At 72.1% G+C, this 17478-nt stretch carries 16 protein-coding genes and 1 tRNA gene; 9 read left to right on the forward strand and 8 right to left on the reverse strand.

All coding sequences use genetic code 11. The features are described from left to right. Nucleotides 1-25: 25 nt before the first annotated feature. The 4 genes from QSK10_RS04205 to QSK10_RS04220 form a co-directional block, all read right to left on the reverse strand. Entirely contained in the window at nucleotides 26-946 is a 921-nt protein-coding gene (locus QSK10_RS04205) for an ABC transporter ATP-binding protein (protein ID WP_285661240.1), read from the reverse strand. Beyond that, nucleotides 943-1836, reverse strand: a complete 894-nt coding sequence (locus QSK10_RS04210) for an ABC transporter permease (RefSeq protein WP_285661241.1) — start codon at nucleotides 1834-1836, stop codon at nucleotides 943-945. Before QSK10_RS04210 ends, QSK10_RS04205 begins: the two co-directional genes overlap by 4 nt. Then, nucleotides 1829-2755 carry an ABC transporter ATP-binding protein gene (locus QSK10_RS04215; RefSeq protein ID WP_285661242.1) on the reverse strand — a complete coding sequence of 309 codons (927 nt, stop codon included), beginning with the start codon at nucleotides 2753-2755 and terminating at the stop codon, nucleotides 1829-1831. Before QSK10_RS04215 ends, QSK10_RS04210 begins: the two co-directional genes overlap by 8 nt. A gap of 106 nt (nucleotides 2756-2861) precedes the next feature. Next, the gene (locus QSK10_RS04220; protein ID WP_285661243.1) at nucleotides 2862-4220 is read right to left on the reverse strand and encodes a cobyrinic acid a,c-diamide synthase CobB; all 1359 of its coding nucleotides are present in this window, start codon (nucleotides 4218-4220) and stop codon (nucleotides 2862-2864) included. A gap of 124 nt (nucleotides 4221-4344) precedes the next feature. On the opposite strand from QSK10_RS04220, the gene QSK10_RS04225 reads away from it, so the two are divergent. Genes QSK10_RS04225 through QSK10_RS04235 form a run of 3 tightly spaced genes read left to right on the forward strand, consistent with a single transcriptional unit; the run spans nucleotide 4345 to nucleotide 7017 of the window. Beyond that, a complete protein-coding gene (locus tag QSK10_RS04225) occupies nucleotides 4345-5130 on the forward strand; it encodes an SURF1 family cytochrome oxidase biogenesis protein (protein WP_285661244.1) in 786 nt (261 codons plus the stop codon). Then, entirely contained in the window at nucleotides 5127-5660 is a 534-nt protein-coding gene (locus QSK10_RS04230) for a hypothetical protein (protein WP_285661245.1), read from the forward strand. Before QSK10_RS04225 ends, QSK10_RS04230 begins: the two co-directional genes overlap by 4 nt. 4 nt (nucleotides 5661-5664) lie before the next feature. Then, nucleotides 5665-7017, forward strand: a complete 1353-nt coding sequence (locus tag QSK10_RS04235; protein WP_285661246.1) for a dipeptidase — start codon at nucleotides 5665-5667, stop codon at nucleotides 7015-7017. A 970-nt stretch (nucleotides 7018-7987) separates the two neighbouring features. On the opposite strand, the gene QSK10_RS04240 is transcribed toward QSK10_RS04235, so the two are convergent. Both QSK10_RS04240 and QSK10_RS04245 read right to left on the reverse strand, forming a co-directional pair. Continuing rightward, nucleotides 7988-8893, reverse strand: a complete 906-nt coding sequence (locus QSK10_RS04240) for an LPXTG cell wall anchor domain-containing protein (protein ID WP_285661247.1) — start codon at nucleotides 8891-8893, stop codon at nucleotides 7988-7990. Between the two features lie 190 nt (nucleotides 8894-9083). Beyond that, the gene (locus tag QSK10_RS04245; protein WP_285661248.1) at nucleotides 9084-9677 is read right to left on the reverse strand and encodes a uridine kinase family protein; all 594 of its coding nucleotides are present in this window, start codon (nucleotides 9675-9677) and stop codon (nucleotides 9084-9086) included. Between the two features lie 313 nt (nucleotides 9678-9990). Between QSK10_RS04245 and QSK10_RS04250 the strand changes: the two genes are divergently transcribed. From QSK10_RS04250 to QSK10_RS04260, 3 genes are all read left to right on the forward strand, one after another. Then, complete coding sequence (locus QSK10_RS04250; protein ID WP_285661249.1) at nucleotides 9991-10446, forward strand: single-stranded DNA-binding protein; 456 nt, start codon at nucleotides 9991-9993, stop codon at nucleotides 10444-10446. A gap of 143 nt (nucleotides 10447-10589) precedes the next feature. Continuing rightward, nucleotides 10590-11402 carry an ArsR/SmtB family transcription factor gene (locus tag QSK10_RS04255; protein WP_285661250.1) on the forward strand — a complete coding sequence of 271 codons (813 nt, stop codon included), beginning with the start codon at nucleotides 10590-10592 and terminating at the stop codon, nucleotides 11400-11402. Nucleotides 11403-11822: 420 nt separating this feature from the next. Next, nucleotides 11823-12572 carry an SDR family NAD(P)-dependent oxidoreductase gene (locus QSK10_RS04260; protein ID WP_285661251.1) on the forward strand — a complete coding sequence of 250 codons (750 nt, stop codon included), beginning with the start codon at nucleotides 11823-11825 and terminating at the stop codon, nucleotides 12570-12572. Nucleotides 12573-12817: 245 nt separating this feature from the next. On the opposite strand, the gene QSK10_RS04265 is transcribed toward QSK10_RS04260, so the two are convergent. Then, nucleotides 12818-12890, reverse strand: a tRNA-Arg gene (locus QSK10_RS04265). A gap of 127 nt (nucleotides 12891-13017) precedes the next feature. Here QSK10_RS04265 and QSK10_RS04270 point away from each other — a divergent pair. Further along, nucleotides 13018-13647: a nucleoside/nucleotide kinase family protein gene (locus tag QSK10_RS04270; RefSeq protein WP_285661252.1), complete on the forward strand. Its 630-nt coding sequence runs from the start codon at nucleotides 13018-13020 to the stop codon at nucleotides 13645-13647. On the opposite strand, the gene QSK10_RS04275 is transcribed toward QSK10_RS04270, so the two are convergent. Continuing rightward, nucleotides 13644-14426 carry an N-acetylmuramoyl-L-alanine amidase gene (locus tag QSK10_RS04275; protein ID WP_285661253.1) on the reverse strand — a complete coding sequence of 261 codons (783 nt, stop codon included), beginning with the start codon at nucleotides 14424-14426 and terminating at the stop codon, nucleotides 13644-13646. The genes QSK10_RS04270 and QSK10_RS04275 overlap by 4 nt on opposite strands. Nucleotides 14427-14556: 130 nt before the next feature. Between QSK10_RS04275 and QSK10_RS04280 the strand changes: the two genes are divergently transcribed. Together QSK10_RS04280 and QSK10_RS04285 are read left to right on the forward strand one after the other, a co-directional pair. Beyond that, the gene (locus QSK10_RS04280; RefSeq protein ID WP_285661254.1) at nucleotides 14557-15951 is read left to right on the forward strand and encodes a hypothetical protein; all 1395 of its coding nucleotides are present in this window, start codon (nucleotides 14557-14559) and stop codon (nucleotides 15949-15951) included. Beyond that, complete coding sequence (locus QSK10_RS04285; protein WP_285661255.1) at nucleotides 15948-17468, forward strand: hypothetical protein; 1521 nt, start codon at nucleotides 15948-15950, stop codon at nucleotides 17466-17468. The genes QSK10_RS04280 and QSK10_RS04285 overlap by 4 nt, the downstream gene beginning before the upstream one ends. The last annotated feature ends 10 nt before the right edge of the window (nucleotides 17469-17478 follow it).

Genomic DNA, 17478 nt, shown 5'->3' on the forward strand with positions numbered 1-17478 from the left:
AGCTCCAAAACTCGGGTGGGGCGGTTCATCGCGCGCCCACCAGGTACGTGAAGACGCTTTCCAGGGACTCGTCGGTCGGCGAGACCTCGAAGAGGCGGATGCCGGCCTCGCGCGCCACCTTCGGCAGGCGCCGGGTGAAGCCGACGAAGTCCACGGCCTGGACGTGCAGGACGTCCTCGCGCGGGTCGAACTCGACGCCGCTGGTGCTGGCGTCGGCGATGAGCGCGGCGGCCAGGGCCCGGTTGTCGCTGGTGCGGACGGTGTACTTGTGCGGCCGGTCGACCATCAGCCGCCGGATCTGCCGGTAGTCGCCGGAGGCCGCGTGCCGTCCCGCCACCATCACCTCGATGTGGTGGGCGAGCTGCTCGACCTCCTCCAGGATGTGCGAGCTGAACAGCACCGTGCGGCCCTCGGCGCCCATCTTGCGCAGCAGGTCCATCAGCTGCATGCGCTGGCGCGGGTCCATGCCGTTGAACGGCTCGTCCAGCAGCAGCACCGACGGCTGGTGCACCAGCGCCGAGGCCATCTTGATGCGCTGCCGCATGCCCTTGGAGTAGGTGGCGATGCGCCGGTCGGCGGCGTACTCCATCTCCACGGTGTCGATGGCGACCTGCGCGTCGGCGCCGGGCGTGGCGAGCCCGAACAGCTCGGCGTTGGCCACCACGAACTCGCGCCCGGTGAGGAAGTCGTACATCGACTCCCGCTCGGGGACCAGCCCGATGTGCCGGTAGATCTCCTGGTTGCGCCAGGTGGGCGCGCCGTCGAGGGTGACCGTCCCGGTCGAGGGCGACAGGAACCCGCCCATCATGTGCAGGAGCGTGGACTTCCCGGCGCCGTTGGGGCCGAGGAGGCCGGTCACGCCGGGCCCGATGGTCATGGTCACGTCGTTGACGGCGACCACGTTGCCGAACCAGCGCGAGACGTGGTCGACCTGGATGACGGTCATGAGCTCACCTTCTTGTAACGCAGCGAGAGGAGGGCGTACCCGCCGGCGATGAGCGCGAGGAGCACGATCGCGAAGACGACCTGCCCGGCCGTGGACGGCTCGGCGACTCCCTCGTAGCGCACGCCCGGCAGCAGGTCCTGTGCCCCGGCGAACAGCGTCATCGGCGAGAACAGGCCCGCCCACGCGGCCACGCCCTGCTGGTCCAGGCCGGTCGTGATGCCCTGGACGGCGCTGACCACCGTGAAGCTGCCCGCCATCAGGGTGATGATCGCCGCCACGCCCAGGCCGCGACGCGGCGTCAGGGAAGCGATGAGCAGGCCGATCACGCTCAGCAGCGCCGAGAGGAACACCGCCGCGACCAGCGCCATGAGGAAGTCGCCGGTGTTGGACAGGAACGGCGCCTTGGCCAGCAGCGCCCCCGCGTACAGGACCACGATCGGGACGGCGAACAGGATGAACAGCGCCGAGGTCATGCCCGCGAACTTCGCGGCCACGTAGTCCTTGTAGGTCAGCGGGCGCGAGAAGTAGAGCGGCATCGTGTGGAACCGCAGGTCCCGCGAGACCGTCTGGGGCGCCAGCGCGGCCAGGAAGAGCGCCGGGATCGCCTGCACCACGATCGCGTAGGACGCGAAGGGCAGGACCGGCGTGGTCGAGCCCATGACCATCTGCACCGCCACCAGGATCACCGCCGGCAGCACCATGAACGAGGCCAGCGTGAACGGCAGGATCTTCGTCCGCGCCGCCCGGCCCAGCCCGAACACTCCCCGCAGGCTCTGGACGTACAGCGCGCGGCGGATCTGCGGCCGCCCGCCCCGGCGCCCGTCGTAGTGCCGGTAGCCGATGTCGTGGATGACGCCGGTTCCGCGCCCGGCGAAGTTGGACTCAGACACCGGCGTTCTCCTTCGTGAAGACCTCGGCGATGCGGTGGCGGCGCTGCTGGAGCCGGACCAGGCCGACCCCCAGGCCGTCCACGGCGTCGCGGATCAGGTCGTAGCCGCGCTCGTCGTCGACGGTGACGTGCAGGAGCCGCCCGTCGCGCTCCACCGGCAGGCCCAGCTCGGCCAGCGCGCGGTGCGTCTCGTCGGTGCCGTCGCTGCCGTCCGCCAGGGCGTCGACCTCAACGGTGAAGACACCGGTGGTGCGGGTGAACTCGCGCGTGGCCTGCGCCCGCAGGAGCTTGCCGCCGTCCACGACCACGACGTGGTCGCAGGTGCGCTCCAGCTCACCGAGGAGGTGGGAGGTGACCAGCACCGAGATGCCGAAGTCGGTGTGGACGCGCCGGATCAGGTCCAGCATCTCGTCGCGGCCGACCGGGTCGAGGCCGTTGGTGGGCTCGTCCAGCAGCACCAGCTGCGGGTCGTGCACGAGGGCCTGCGCCAGCTTCACGCGCTGCTTCATGCCGGTGGAATACCCGCCGATGGGGCGGTACCGCTCCTCGTAGAGGCCCACGTGCCGCAGCGTGTCGGCGGTCCGCTCGCGCGCCGCCGTCGAGGGCAGGCCCGACATGCGCGCCATGTGCATGACGAACTCGGTGGCCGAGACGTCGGCGGGCAGGCAGTCGTGCTCGGGCATGTAGCCGACGCGCTCGCGGATGGCCGGACCGTCGGTCCGGACGTCCATGCCGAGCACCTGGGCCCTGCCCTCCGTGGCGGGGGCGAGGCCGAGCAGGATCTTGATCAGGGTTGACTTGCCGGCGCCGTTGGCGCCGACGAGGCCGGTGACCCCGGTCGGCACCTCTACGGTGAGCCGGTCGAGGGCGGTCACCCGCGGAAACCGCTTGGTGAGTTCCTCGGTGGCGATGACAGACACGCTTATGACGCTAGTGCCACCGCCCGCACCGGGGATCGTTCCGTAGAGGGAGAGCGTTCCTGAGGATTCCCTGGGAGGCGGCCCCTAGGGGTGGGGCCGCGCCGTTTCAGTCCAGGACCGTCTCGGTGGCGGCCGTCACGATCCGCCGCGCCACGTCCGGCAGACCCGCCCAGTGCAGGTTCAGGTAGGACGCGTGGACGTTCCGCCACACGTAGCCCTCCGGGCTGCCGCCCGCCCACTCCCACGCGGCGCTGTCGCCGGTGCGGGGCATGACCGTCGAGCGGTGCGCCTTGTGGCCGGTGACCTCGGTCCCGGCGTCGGCGATGACGCTGGACGCGGCGGCGACCGCGCGGCGGTAGCCGAGGACCAGCTGCGACGAGGGGTGCGCCTCGGCGTCCAGGACGCCCACCATCGGGCGGTTCTCGTACTCCTTGGTCAGCCACAGGAACCCGCCGGACTCGGCGACCACCGGGCCACCCGCGCGGGCCAGCTTGCCGACCTCCTCGCGCAGCTGCTCATTGGCCGACAGCTCGTCCAGGTAGCCCTCGGGGAACCCGCCGCCGAAGACCAGCGCGGAGGTGCCCTCCGGCAGGACGGTGTCGCGCACGGGGTCGACCACCGCGACGCGCGCTCCGGCCGCCTCCAGCAGCTCGACGTGCTCGGCGTAGGAGTAGCTGAACAGGCTCCCACCGGCCACGGCGACCACGGGCCCCTCGGAGACGGGCTCGCCGACCTCCTCCTCCGGCGACCACGCCTCGGCGGTCAGCGGCGGCACCGAACGGCAGATGCCCAGGAGCCGGTCGATGTCCACCGACTCCAGCATCTGCTCACCCAGGCGGCGGATGGCGCGGACGGCCTCCAGCGAGCGCTCGGCGACCGGCATCAGCCCGTGCTGGCGGGGCGGCAGGACGACCTGCGCGCGGCGCCGCAGGACGCCCAGGACGGGCACGCCCACCGGCTCCAGCGACTCCCGCAGGATCTCCTCGTGCCGGTCGGAGCCGACGCGGGTGAGGATGACCCCGCCCAGCCACAGGTGCTCCTGGTAGCTCTTGAAGCCGTGCACGAGCGCGGCCACCGACTGCCCGGTGAAACCGCAGTCCACGACCAGGATGACCGGCGCGCGCAGCATCCCCGCAACCTGCGCGGTGCTCTCGGTGTCGGCGCGCCCGCCCAGCCCGTCGAACAGGCCGAGGGTGCCCTCGACGACGCCGACGTCGGCGCCCTGCGAGCCGTGCGCGAACAGGCGCGGCACCAGGCCCGGCGAGGTCAGCAGCGGGTCGAGGTTGCGGCCCACGCGCCCGGCGGCCAGGCCCAGGTAGCCGGAGTCGACGTAGTCGGGACCGATCTTGAACGGCGCCGGCTTGAGACCCCGCGCGCTCAGCGCGGCCAGGAGCCCGACGGTGACCGCCGTCTTGCCGTGCCCGGAAGCGGGTGCGGCGACGACGAAGCGGGGGATGTGCGTCATGGCTCCTCCGTGGGTGAGCGGGGAACTACATAGTGCCCCGGCCCGGCCACCCCCGCTGTACCGGGTCGCACACCCGCCGGGCGCGCCAGCTTGGCGATCAGGCCCGGGGCGTAAACTCCCCGCCGTGTCGTCGACCGGTTACCGCTTCCTCGCCACGCCCCGCTGGCTGGGGATCATCGTCGGCGGCATCGCGGCCGTCATTCTCTGCGCCTTCCTCGCCCAATGGCAGTACGGGCGCTACGAGGAGCGCGCCGAGGCCAACGACCGCGTCGCGCACGGCGCCGAGGCCGCCCCGCGTCCCCTCACCGAGGTGATGCCGGGCGGGAGACTCGCCAAAGATGATCAGTGGACCCACGCCACCGCCACCGGCAGCTACGACCCGGCCAAGCAGGTCTTCCTGCGCGGCCGCACGGTCAACGGCTCCACCGGCTGGGAGGTCGTGGTCCCCTTCACCCTCACCGACGGCACCGTCGTCCTCGTGGACCGCGGCTGGGTGGAACCCGCCGACGGCATGAAGCCGCCGACGGTGCCCGCGCCGCCGTCCGGGACGGTCACGCTCACCGGCCGCGTCCGGCCCGCCGAGACCGCCGTGGGCGAGGTGGCGGTGAAGGACGGCGTCCTCCAGGGCCGCCGCGTCAACCCCGAGCAGATCGCCGCGCAGGTCGCCCTGCCCCTGCTCACCGGCGGTTACCTCACGCCCGACGAGCCCGATCAGGGCTTCACCGGGCTGCCGGTGCCCCAGGAGCGCAGCTGGCAGAACTTCGCCTACGCCTACCAGTGGTGGCTGTTCGCCGGGCTCATCCCGATCGGGCTGGTGATCCTGGCCCGGAAAGAGGCCCGAGGGGACAAGCGAACGGCACGAATCGGGGACCGCGCCGATGAGGACGAGTCGGTACCGTCCGCGGTATGAGGACTCTCTGGCGCGACCCGCAGGACCCGGATCTGGAGTTCTCGCTCGACACCGCCCCCTACGGGCGGGAGCCCGTGCTCCCCGAACCCGTCACCGGCATCCCGTCGTCGAGGCCGCGCCGCCGCGCGCAGCACCGCCCCGCGCCCATGCCGGTCCCCGAGTTCCACGTGGGCCTGCTGGGACCGATCCGGGTCACCAACGCCCGCGTGTACACCCCGCTGGGCGCGTATCCACTGAACGAGGTCCGCTGGTGGATCGGCGACAAGATCGTCTACGTGGAGGAGACACCGGAGTGGGCGCGCCTGTCCGGGCTCGCCGGCATCCCCTTCAGCCTCGGCCTGTCCATGCTGTTCTGGCTGGTCAAAGAGGTGCGCGTGGACGGTTACGTGAAGATCCAGGTCTCCCACCGCGACGCCTCGTACGTGACGCGCGTGCCCGTGCGCAGCTTCGCCGAACTCCACCATCTCCACTGGGTCGTCCAATGGGCCCGGCAGTGGGGACCCAAGGGATCTCGCCGGGTCATACGATGACTCCATGATCGATCTTCATGCCGCTGTCGAGGCGGTGCTGCCCGGCGTGCGCGCCGACCTGGAGCGCCTCGTCCGCATCCCCAGCGTCGCCTTCCCCGGATTCGACCACTCGCACGTGCGCGACAGCGCCGACGCGGTCGCCGAACTGCTGCGCGGGGCGGGCATGCCCGATGTGCGGATCGTGTCCACCACCGCCCCCGACGGCACCCCCGGCCAGCCCGCCGTCATCGCCCGCAAGCCCGCGCCCGAGGGCGCGCCCACCGTCCTGCTGTACGCGCACCACGATGTCCAGCCCGCCGGTGACCTCACCGCCTGGGAGCAGGACGACCCGTTCCAGGTCGTCGAACGCAACGGCCGCCTCTACGGCCGCGGCGTCGCCGACGACAAGGCCGGCGTCATGGCCCACATCGCGGCCGTCCGCGCCTGGGGCGAGGACCTCCCCGTCGGCCTGACGATCTTCGTCGAGGGCGAAGAGGAGTACGGCTCGGCGTCCCTGGAGAAGCTCATCGAGGAGTACCGCGACGAGCTCGCCGCCGACGTCATCGTCATCGCCGACTCCGGCAACTGGGACATCGGCCACCCGGCCCTCACCACGTCCCTGCGCGGCATCGTGAACGCCTACGTCGAGGTCCGCACCTCGACGCACGCCGTCCACTCCGGCATGTTCGGCGGCACCGTCCCCGACGCGCTGACCATCCTCTGCCGCCTCCTGGCGAGCCTGCACGACGACAACGGCGACGTGGCCATCCCCGGTCTCGTCAGCACCGAGGCGTCCCCCCTCGACTACCCCGAGGAGCGCCTGCGCACCGAGGCCGGAATGCTCGACGGCGTCGAGTTCATCGGCACCGGCCGCATCGTCGAGCGCATGTGGACCAAGCCCACCGCGACCGTCCTCGGCATCGACGCGCCCGGCGCCCAGGAGTCGGCCAACGCCCTCCAGCCCTACGCCCGCGCCAAGGTGAGCGTCCGCATCGCCCCCGGCGAGAAGGACATGGACGCCTACGCCGCCCTCAAGGCGCACCTGGAGTCCCAGAACGCCTGGGGCGCCCAGGTCACCGTGAGCCTCGACCAGGGCGGCAACCCCTGTGTCATCGACGCCACCGGCCCCTCCTACGACGCCGCCCGCGACGCCTTCGCCGAGGCCTGGGACGGGGTCCGTCCCGTCGACATCGGCGTGGGCGGCTCGATCCCCTTCATCGCCACCTTCCAGGAGCTCTTCCCGAACGCCGCCGTACTGGTGACGGGCGTGGAAGACCCCGACGCCCGCGCCCACGGACCGAACGAGAGCCTGCACCTGGGTGAGTTCGCGCGGGTGTGCCTGGCGGAGGCGCTGCTGCTGCGGAACTTGGTGAAGTAGAGGTAGTCGTACCGCAATCGAACGCTGATCGAACGGGGTCACCGGTGGAGCATCACCGGTGGCCCCGGTGCTTTTTGGGGGCGGTGCTGGCACCCGGACATCACCTGCCCGAGAGGATGGCGAGGGCATGAGCCGTTCGGGATGGGGCTGCTTCTACGCCGGTGGACGCGGTTCGGGCCGTACCCCTCAAGCCCCTTCAGGTACCCGCGCAGGTTTACGGCCGTAGGTCGCGGGCTTGCGTCTGGGCTGCCGCGCATCCGGGTCGCAGGGCGACCCGGATGCTTGCCACTGAAGTGCCCCGTACCCAGCCTGTGCAAAACCACAAGCCAAGCCACCCCGTTCGTGTTTGAAGCCAGGTCTTAAAAGCTCACCCTTCACGACCGGCCGGGGCAACGGTGAAAGAGCAGATTTCTCCATCTCCTCCGTCGTCGAACTAAAGACCATCGCGGTCACCGCAACCACACGCCGAGCCGCAAGCCCTGCGGCCAGCGTGAGTCTCAGCTTTAGAGGCAGCAACGCCGGGTACGGAAACCGAGGGCAAGTGTTCCGGCCGGCCACGGCCGGAACACGCGGCAGCTCGACCACTTGGGTGGCCACCGTCAAGGGCGAGCCGCAAGACAAGCCCACTCGCTGCCCCCACCAGCCGTCGGCCGAACCCCGGGCCCACCACCAGCCGCCGCCCGCCGACCAACACCTGCGGCACATCCAGCCGGGACCGAGCGGCATCAAGCCGAGCCCCCAGAAACCACGAGCCAACAAGCCGTGGCCCGGTGAGCCGCCCTGCCACGGCACCGAGTGTGCCGATGAGCAGAGCACCGTGAGCCGGTGAGCCGGTGAGCCGGTAAGCCGCCGAGCTGGTAAGCCGGTGTGAGCCGGTCCCCCAGCCCCCCGCCCCCGCAGCCCGATCGCCATCCATCACCCTCCCGGGAACGACCCGGCCAGAGGCCGTCCCCGGGAGGTGCCGCGTCCGTCAGCCGGTCGCGCGACGGCGGCGGGCGAGGAGCCAGAGTCCGGCGCCGCCGGCGAGCAGGAGCCCGCCGATCGACGCGAGGATCACGGCGGTCCCGCCGGTCACCGCGAGGCCGGGGCCGCGTCCGGCCGGAGTGGAGGTGGTCCCGCCGGGGGTTGGCGAGGATTCCGAGCCGGTCGACTTGGATGGCGTGGGGGTGGGCGTGTGGCCCGGTCCGTGCTGCACTACGTGAATGACGATGTCGTTGTCGTGGGCGGCGATGACTCCGCCGCCGGAGTCGTAGCCGCGTACTCGCACGCGGACGGTGAAGGTCGCCGAGGGCGCGGTGGCCGAGCAGGTGAAGGTGCGCTTGTCACCGGGCGGCATGTCGCCGAGGTCCTTGTCGCACTGGCGGACGTCGGGCGAGCGCACCACCACGTTGCGGATGGTGAAGTCCTTGCCGCGGTACTCCACGTTGATCGTGTAGGTGACCAATTCGCCGGGGGCGACCTGGGTCTTGTCGGCGCTGACGTCGATGTAGAGCAGTGGCGAGGACGCGGCCTCGTCGCTGTGGGAGGCCGCGGGCGGGTCGACGACCGCGCGGAGGGTGCGTGCGGTGCCGTCGACGACGGTGCCGAGCCGGAACTCCGATGGTCCGGTCAGGTCGCGGTCGCTTTCGCAGGTGAGGGTGGCGTGCGCGCCGGGTTCGAGCCGCCGTGGCTCGTCGGCGCAGCGGAATCCGGCCGGGGCGGCGACGCCGGTGAGGGTGGCGGCGTGGCTGCCGACGTTCTCGACGAGCAGGGTGACCGGTCCGTCCACTGTCGACGTGCCGGTCATGCTGAGCCCGCCTTCCTCGGCGGAGGCCGGGGCGGTGGCGGCCAGGGCGCCGAGGACGCCGATGGCGGCCACGGCCAAGGTCGTTCGCAATGTGCTGATCATGTGACTCCCCACTCACTGTCGCACTGACTGTTCGCACCGGCCGTTCGCACTGACGGTCGCCTGACGCGTACGGATCGTGTGCGATCCCATCGGTGGACTAACGTGACCTGGGAAGTTTTGGTTACGGGGATGCCTTACCGGCTAATGGATCTCGATACCTTCGGTTCTCAAATACTGGCTAAACATCTTCTTTCGGGTCATCCGGACATTCAGTGGGTATCAGGTATACGTCGGACGCCTCCCGCGTGCCGTTGGCGGCCAGATGCGCCGTCTCGTCGGCGATCCAGTCCCGGAGGGGCCCGGCGATCTCCTCGCCGTCGCGGGCGAGCACGCGCGCGAACCGCAGTTCGAGAGGAGCGTCCACATAGATCAGCAGGGACAGGTAGGGCCGGAACATGCCGCGTCCGGCGCCGACGCCCTCCAGGATGAGGACGCCGGGTGGGGCGACCTCGCGCACCTTGTCGCCGAAGCGCCCGGCGTGCCAGTCGTAGGGATGGTAGCGGGCGGTGGCCCCGGCGGCGAGCGGGGTGAGGACGAGGTCGCGGATGCGCGAGCCCGCACCCTCCACATCGGACCATCCGTCGAGGAGGTCGTCGGCGGCGACCACGGCGACCGTCCGGCCGGCGGCGGCCAGCGCGGCGGCCAGTCCGGCGGCCACTGTGGACTTGCCCGCGCCGGTCCCGCCGTCGACGGCGACGAGCCGGACGTCCCCCAATCGTGGCGGTGCTCCGAGTGTGGCGCGCACCAGCGCCGGATAGTCCACTTCGCCCACCGAACCTCCTGCTCAAACCCGTCACCGTCGCGGTCCCGGGACCCCATCTGAGTAACATCCGCATAACATCTACGGCGCTGCGACTTGACTGCCGTGTCCAATTGCGGCTATTCGTATTGTGGGTCAGCGAAACGGCGTGGGGCACCGGAGAGAAATCATCCATCTCTCCGGTGCCCCACGCCGTATCCGCGCCCGGACGGCCGGGTTATCCACAACCCGCGAGTAATCCACAGGCTCACCGGCCTCCGGTTTGCGCCCTCCCCCGACCTGCGCGATCGTCGACGGCATCGACCGGACGACGAATGGAGCGGTCATGTTCGAAACCTTCATCACGCTCATCGGGGACGTGACGACCAAACCGGTGCGGCACACCTCCGCGCCCGACGGGGCGTCCCTCGTGGAATTCGGGTTGGCCGCCAAGTCGCGCCGCCACACGCGCGGCGACGCGTGGCCCGAAGACGAAACGCTCTCAATGCGAGTCCTCGCCCGGCGCGAACTCGGCGAGCGCGTGTTCGCGTCGGTGTCCAGAGGGGACCCGGTGATCGTCCACGGGAGTTTTCACGGCCGTGAGTCGCCCGATCCCGTGACCGGCAGGCGCCGGACGGTCTACGAGGTGGAGGCGCTTCACGTGGGTCACGACCTGTCGAGGGGGACGGCGGTGTTCAGCCGGGGTGACGCGGGTGCGCTGACGTGGCCGGACGACGGGCCGCCGGAGCTGGACCGGGTCGTCACCGGTTTCGGCCCGGCGAAGGTCGGCTCGCAGGCGTGACGTGCGGTGGGCCGGTGCGGGGAGGCACCGGCCCGTCCGGCCGAGACCCCGCCCACATCCTCCCCGAAACCTGGACAGGCAACCTTCGAGTTGCCTATTATCGAATAGGCAACCAAGCAGTTGCCTGTCAGGAGCGGAACCACATGGACCACGACGCGGCATTCGACGCGGTGTTCAAAGCCCTCGCCGACCCCACCCGCCGCGCCCTGCTCGACGGCCTGAACCGCCGCAACGGCCAGACCCTGCGCGAACTCTGCGCCGAACTGGACATGACCAGGCAGGCCGTCACCAAGCACCTCGCCGTTCTGGAGGCGGCCGGGCTCGTCCACACCGTCCGGCGCGGACGCGAGAAGTTCCACCACCTGAACGCCGCGCCGATCAACGACATCGCCGACCGGTGGATCGGCCGCTACAACCTGGGGCGCGTCCGCGCGCTCGCCGACCTGAAACGAGCACTGGAGGAACCCGCGATGAGCGACACCGCCTTCGTCTACGTCACCTACATCCAGACCACGCCGGAGAAGCTCTGGCGCGCGCTCACCGAGCCGGAGTTCATCACCCAGTACTTCGGCGGCGGCGGCCCCACCTCCGAGTGGGCGCCCGGCTCCCCCGTCATCTGGCGGATGGACGGCCAGACCGGCGCGCACGACTGGGGCCAGCGCGTCCTGGCCGCCGAGCCGAACCGGCTCCTCTCGTACACGTGGCACAACTACGAGCCCGAGATGCTCCAGTACTTCCCGGACTGGGCCGGACGGCTCGACGAGATGCGCGAGCAGCCGATCTCGAAGGTGACCTTCGAGATCGAGCCCGCCGGTGAGGGCGTGGTGAAGCTGACCGTCACCCACGACGGCTTCGCGCCGGGCAGCGAGATGCTCGCCAGCATCAACCAGGGCTGGCCGGGCATCCTGTCGAGCCTGAAGTCGATGCTGGAGCTGGGGCACGCGCTGACGGTGTGACGGGACGGGGACGGTCGGCCCCGCGCGACCGACCGTCCCCCCTCGCGGCGACGGACCGGGAGCGGCCCACCGGTGCGTCCAGAGGCATGTGGTCGCGCACACGCCACGGCCCACCGCGCCACTGCGCCACGTCGCCGCTCCCCGGCTCGTGCGGTTCGGCCGCCGGCCCCGTCCCGCTGCGGCGGCCGGTGGCGTTCCTCGCCCCCGAGCCGATCCCGGCGCGGGCGCTGCCGACGTGCCCGCTTCCGGCACCGCTGCGGCCCCTGGCCGGTCCGTTCGCGCTGAGGCGACCCGCCCGTCCCCGGTGGTCTACGGCCCGGGAGACGACGAGTGGGCGCGGGAGCGTTAGAGGACGGGCGCCCGACGGACCCTTGTGGACGTCGTGGAGGGCCCGGCGGCCAGCGCGCTAGCGTCGAGTCGATGAGCCCATCTCATGTGGTCACCGGAGCCGGGCGCGGCATCGGCCGCGCCATCGTGGAGCGCCTCACCGCCGACGGCGCCCGCGTCATCGCCGTCGACATCGACGCCGAGGCCCTCGCCTGGACGGAACCCCACCCTCTCGTCACCCCACTGGCCGGCGCCGCCGACGACGAGGCGGTCTGCGAGCGCGCCGCCGCCCTCGCCGGGGACCTCACCGGCTGGGTGAACAACGCGGCGGTGTTCCGCGACGCATCCCTCGACACCGCGCCCACCGCCGACATCCTCGCCCTGATCACCGCCAACCTCGCCCCGGCCGTGACCGGCGTGGCCGCCGCCGTCCGCGCCTTTCTGGCCGCGGGCACCGGTGGCGCGATCGTGAACGTGTCCTCCCACCAGGCGCAGCGCGCCGTCCCCGGCTGCCTGCCCTACGTCACCGCCAAGTCCGCCATCGAGGGTATGACCCGCGCCTTGGCCGTCGAGTACGGCCCCCACGGCGTCCGCGCCAACACCGTCGCCCTCGGCTCCATCGCCACCGACCGCTACCGCGAACTCCTCGCGGCACAAGAGGACCCCGGCCGCACGATCGACCACATGCGCCGCCTGCACCCCCTCGGCCGGATCGGCGAGGCCGCCGAAGTCGCAGACGCGGTGGCCTACCTGCTGTCCCCCGCCGCGAGTTTCATCAACGGCGTGACCCTCCCCGTCGACGGCGGACGCGCGATCAGCGGCGACGACCCCGAAGCGCACTAGGGAAGACAGTGGCCACCATCACTGCCTCCCGACGCCACCCGATCGGGTTCCGGCGCCGGAACCGGGGACACCGGGGCCCGCACGAGTGACCTCATCGCGCCGGACTCACACCGGAGCCGACGCCGGTCCGCAAAACCACAGACCGCTCACCCGGTCGCGACCTGGCCAGCGTAACGCCAGGTCAGAGGGGGTGTGGGTGGAGACGGAGTCTCCCCCACCGCGAGCTCCGCTCGCTGAAAAGGCAGCGCCCTCGGCAGGATTCGAACCTGCGGCCTTGAGATTAGAAGTCTCCTGCTCTATCCGCTGAGCTACGAGGGCACGGACATGATCATGTTGGTCCATGATGCATGCCGATGGAAGATTATCGTTCCCTCCCCCGCCCCTGCTAGCGACTACACGAACGGGTGAGCGGTGTCGTGGTCTTTCGGCCTGGCACACTCGCCGGGTGGCTCCTGCGGTGATCGGTTCGGTGACGGCGTGTGTAGAACGGGCGGCGCGGCTGGCGGCGTCCGGTGGTCGGCGGGTGCTCGGGGTCGTGGGGGCGCCGGGGGCGGGGAAGTCCACGATCGCGCGGCGGGTGGTGGCCGCGCTGGGGGCGGCGGCGGTGTACGTGCCGATGGACGGCTTCCATCTGGCGCAGACGGAGCTGGCGCGGCTGGGGCGGGCCGGGCGGAAGGGCGCGCCGGACACGTTCGACGCCGACGGTTACGTCGCGTTGCTGCGCAGGCTGCGGGAGCCGGGCGGGGCCGTGGTCTACGCACCGGAGTTCCGCCGGGACCTGGAGGAGCCGATCGCGGGGGCGGTCCCGGTGCCGCCGGGGGTGCCGCTGGTGGTGACCGAGGGCAATTACCTGCTGCTGGACGAGGGCCCGTTCGCGGGGGTGGCGGCGTTGCTGGACGAGTCCTGGTACGTCGAGGTCGAGGACGGGCTGCGCCTGGCGCGGCTGGTCGAGCGGCACCGGGTGTACGGGAAGTCCCCGGAGGCCGCACGGGAGTGGGCGCACGGCTCGGACGAGCGCAATGCCGCGCTGGTGGCCGCCTCGCGGGGCCGGGCCGACGTCGTGGTGCGGCCCTAGCGCTTCAGGAACGCGGTGATGCCCGCGGCGAGGGACTGCGCCGCGCGCTGCCGCCAGCCCGGGTCGGTGAGCTTGTCGGCGTCGCCTTTGTTGCGCATGTTCCCGCACTCGACCATGACCTTCGGGACCTCGGAGAGGTTCAGCCCGCCCATGTCGTCGCGCGGGTTGATGCCGTGGTCGCCGATGTAGTTGGCGGGTGAGAGGCCGGTGCCGTCCTGGTAGGCGTCGCGGATGGCCAGGGCGAGTTCGTGTGAGGGCTGCACGATGTCGTCGGTGTGGCCTTTGATGAGGACGGGCTCCATGATGTGGAAGCCGTGTCCTTCCTTGGATCCGCCGTCGGCGTGGATGGACACCGCCACGTCGGCCTTGTTGGTGGTGGCGGTGCGGTCGGTGATGCAGGGACCGACGCCGTTGTCGTCGGCGCGGGTCATGAGGACGGTGGCGCCCTGGGCTTCCAGGAGTTCGCGCAGGCGCGCGGCGACGTCCCAGTTGAAGGCGTGCTCGGCGTAGCCGTCGTCGGTTTCGGTGCCGGTGGTGTCGCAGGGTTTCTTCTTGGTGATGACGTCGACCTGCGCGTCGATGACCTCGGGGTGTTCGGCGTTGCCGCCGTTGTGGCCGGGGTCGATGGCGACGGTGATCCCGGCGAGGGGCCCGTCGCCCGCCCGGCCCGGTGTCGGTGAGCCGCCCGCGGGGGTGGCCGCCGGGGACGCGCAGCCCGCCAGCGCGAGGGCGAGCACGGCGAGCACGGCGAGCGGTCGGGACGGCTTGCGGTGGCTCACGTGTCGGTCACCTCGTCGGTCGGCGGTGGCTGGCCCGACGGTACCGGGTGCCCGCGAGGGCGGGGGCGATGGGTTCAAGCCGTCTTCGGGACGTGATCGGGGTGTGACCGATGGCATCGACACTGGATTGATGTCCGGTGCCCGTGCGGCGATCCGGTGGGCCGCCCACCCCGCCGTGTTCGCCGCGTCCGTCGTCCTGTTGGTGAACGACCATGTCCTGAAGCCGGCGTGGCCGGGTTCGGTGACCGGCAAGCTGAGTGACGTCGCGGGCCTGGTGGTGGCTCCGGCGCTGCTGGCGGTGGTGCTGGGGCTGGCGGTGCCGCGGTTGCCGGTGCGGTGGCTGGCTCCGGTGCTGACGGGGGTGGTGTTCGCGTGGGTGAAGCTGACCGACGTGGGCGCCGATGTGGCGTCGGCGGTGTGGTCGGGGACGGTGCTGCGCGATCCGTGGGATCTGCTGGCGCTGCCCGCGCTGGTGCTGTCGTGGTGGATCGCGGGGCGGTGCCGTCCGCTCGCGGTGGAGACCTTTTCGCGTGTCCGTGTCGTGGCGGGGCTGGGGCTGGCGGTGCTGGCGACGGCGGCGACGTCGTCTCCGCAGCCGCATGAGGTGATCGTGGTCTCGGCCGGGCCGGAGGGGATCAGGCTCGAAGGGACCTTCGGTGTCGCGACGAGTCCCGACGGGCTCGGGAACTGGGTGCTCGACGCGGAGGAGCCGCCCGCGCTGCCGGACATGCTGTCGCGGCGGACGCGGTCGGCGTGCGTGCCGAGTGAGCCCTCGCACTGCTTCCGGGTGGCCGGGGAGAGCCCGCGCCGCGACGTCGGCGATCTGGGCGTGGAGGAGACCACCGACGGTTTGACGTGGACGACGTCGTGGGGGCTGCCGTCGCAGCGGTGGGACGCGATCGAGCGCGCGTCGGTGATCGGCACGGAGGGCATGGTCAGTCATTCGCTGGCGGTGGTGCCGGTCGAGGACGGTTTCCGGGTCTTCGTCGCCGATGGTTCCGACGGGCTGCTGGTCCGCCAGACCGACGGCACGTGGGAGCGGGTCGAGGTGCGGATCGAGGGCCGGATCGGGCTGAGGCTGAGCCCGCACCCGCTGACCTACGATTTCGACATCACGCACTGGCCGGGGCCGCCGCTGCTGGCCTTCATCGTGGTGACGTTGCTGGCGGCGGTCGTGCTGTGGCGCGCGCGGCGGCTGGTGGCGCCGGTGCGGGCGGGCATCGTGCTGTGCTCGGCGGCCCTGCCGCTGGTGGGCCTGACGGCCGACGGTCTCCCCGCGATCATGGTCCTGGTGGCCGGTTCGCTGCTGCTGCCGGTGGTGTTCTCGCTGCTGGGTCCCCGCGCGGCGGTGGCGGGCCTGGCCGGGACGGTGGCCGCGGTCGCGCACGCCGTCCCGTACGGCCTGTACGTGACGGGGACGCTCTGGACGATGAAGGCGGCGGTCGTGCTGGGCGCGGCGACGACGGTCGTCCTGCTGCCGGTGACGGTCAAGGTGGCGCGCTGGGCCGGGCGGAGGACACGGTGAGGGCGCTGTGCTGGGTCGCCCATCCGGTCACCGTCGCGGCGACGGCGGTGCTGTACCTGAACGATCACGTGTTCAAGCAGGCGTGGCCCGGCCCGGTGACGGGCAAGCTGAGCGACGTCGCCGGGATGGTGATGTTCCCGGCGCTGCTGGGCGCCATGGCGGGCCTGGTGGGCGTGCCGCTGCGGGTGTCGCGCTGGGCGGCGCCGGTGGTGACGGCGGCCGGGTTCGCGTGGGTGAAGGCGACGGTGGCCGGCGCGGCCGCGGCCTCGGCGGCGTGGGGCGGCGTGGTCCTGCGCGACCCTTCGGACCTGGTGGCGCTCCCGGCGGTGGTCCTCGCGTGGTGGGCGGCCGGGCGGGTGAGGCCGGTGCCGGACGCGTGGGCGCGGCGGGCGCGGTTGTTCGCCGCGCTGGGTTTCGCGCTGGTGGCCACGGCGGCGACGAGCGCCCCGGCGATACCCGACGCGGCTCTGCACGTGCGTGAGACGCCCGAGGGCATCGCGGTCTCGGGGCCCTTCGGCACGGTGGTGAGCCCCGACCTCACGCGCTGGACGGTGGCGGGCCGCGCGGAACCGGCCGGCTTCACGACCGAGTGGGCGCGGGTCGAGGACGCCCTCAAGGCCGCCCGGCCCGAGGGCTGCGACCCCGCCGACGCCCGGCACTGCTACCGGGTGAGCGACCGGCTGCCCGAGTGGGACGGGCGGCAGGGCGAGATCCCGCGCGGCGGCGCGCTCCTCGGCGTCGAGGAGACCCTCGACGGCGGCGCCACCTGGGCGATGGCGTGGGAGGTCCCGCCCGCGCGCTGGGAGTTCCTGGCCGCGCGCCACGAGCTCTACACGCGACGGGACGCGCCGCTCATGGTGAGCACCGATCTGCTCGTGCGCGCCGTTCCCGGCGGCCACCAGGTCATCGTGGCCAACGGCGTGGAGGGCCTGGCCGTGCGCGAGGCCGACGGAACGTGGCGGCGGGTCGCGGTGGACGTGCCCAAAGGCCCCTCCATCCGGCCGCTGGCACTGCGCGCGTTCGCCGCCGCCACCGGCGTGCCCGGCAACAACGGCATGGCCATCGCGCTCCTGACGGCCATCGTCGGCGGCGTCGTCATCGCCGCGCGCGCGGGCTCGCGGCGGGGCGGGGCGGGAGTGATCGCCTGGCCGCTGCTCATCGTTCCGGTGCTGGTGTTCGGGACCGGCTACGGCGCCTGGGTGGAGGGCCGCGCGAGCCTCCTGCTGGCGCTGGTGCTGCCCATCGGCGGCTTCTTCGCCGCCTGGTTCCAGCGGGTCCTGCCGCGCGGGCGCGCCCTCGCCGTCCTCGGATCGCCCGTGCTGGTCGCGGCGGCCTACACCGCGCCCTTCTTCGGCTGGTCGCTCGGCGCGCCCGCCGCCAGGGACGACGCGAACCGGATCGGGCTCATCGCCGCCGGTGTCGCCGCCTGCGCGTCCCTGGCGGTGTCGTGGTGGGCGGCGGGGAAGCCCCTGCCGCGCCGGGCCCGCGTCACGTCCCGGCGGCTCCGCCCGTGGTGAGGGATGATGG

This window comes from Actinorhabdospora filicis (assembly GCF_030269765.1).
Taxonomy (GTDB): domain Bacteria; phylum Actinomycetota; class Actinomycetes; order Mycobacteriales; family Micromonosporaceae; genus Actinorhabdospora; species Actinorhabdospora filicis.

What these genes read in the sequence shown, in the direction of transcription:
- QSK10_RS04205 (WP_285661240.1), bottom strand. Translation starts at nt 946, where the DNA reads ATGACCGTCATCCAGGTCGACCACGTCTCGCGCTGGTTCGGCAACGTG.
- QSK10_RS04220 (WP_285661243.1), bottom strand. Translation starts at nt 4,220, where the DNA reads ATGACGCACATCCCCCGCTTCGTCGTCGCCGCACCCGCTTCCGGGCAC.
- QSK10_RS04230 (WP_285661245.1), top strand. Translation starts at nt 5,127, where the DNA reads ATGAGGACTCTCTGGCGCGACCCGCAGGACCCGGATCTGGAGTTCTCG.
- QSK10_RS04235 (WP_285661246.1), top strand. Translation starts at nt 5,665, where the DNA reads ATGATCGATCTTCATGCCGCTGTCGAGGCGGTGCTGCCCGGCGTGCGC.
- QSK10_RS04250 (WP_285661249.1), top strand. Translation starts at nt 9,991, where the DNA reads ATGTTCGAAACCTTCATCACGCTCATCGGGGACGTGACGACCAAACCG.
- QSK10_RS04255 (WP_285661250.1), top strand. Translation starts at nt 10,590, where the DNA reads ATGGACCACGACGCGGCATTCGACGCGGTGTTCAAAGCCCTCGCCGAC.
- QSK10_RS04260 (WP_285661251.1), top strand. Translation starts at nt 11,823, where the DNA reads ATGAGCCCATCTCATGTGGTCACCGGAGCCGGGCGCGGCATCGGCCGC.
- QSK10_RS04280 (WP_285661254.1), top strand. Translation starts at nt 14,557, where the DNA reads ATGTCCGGTGCCCGTGCGGCGATCCGGTGGGCCGCCCACCCCGCCGTG.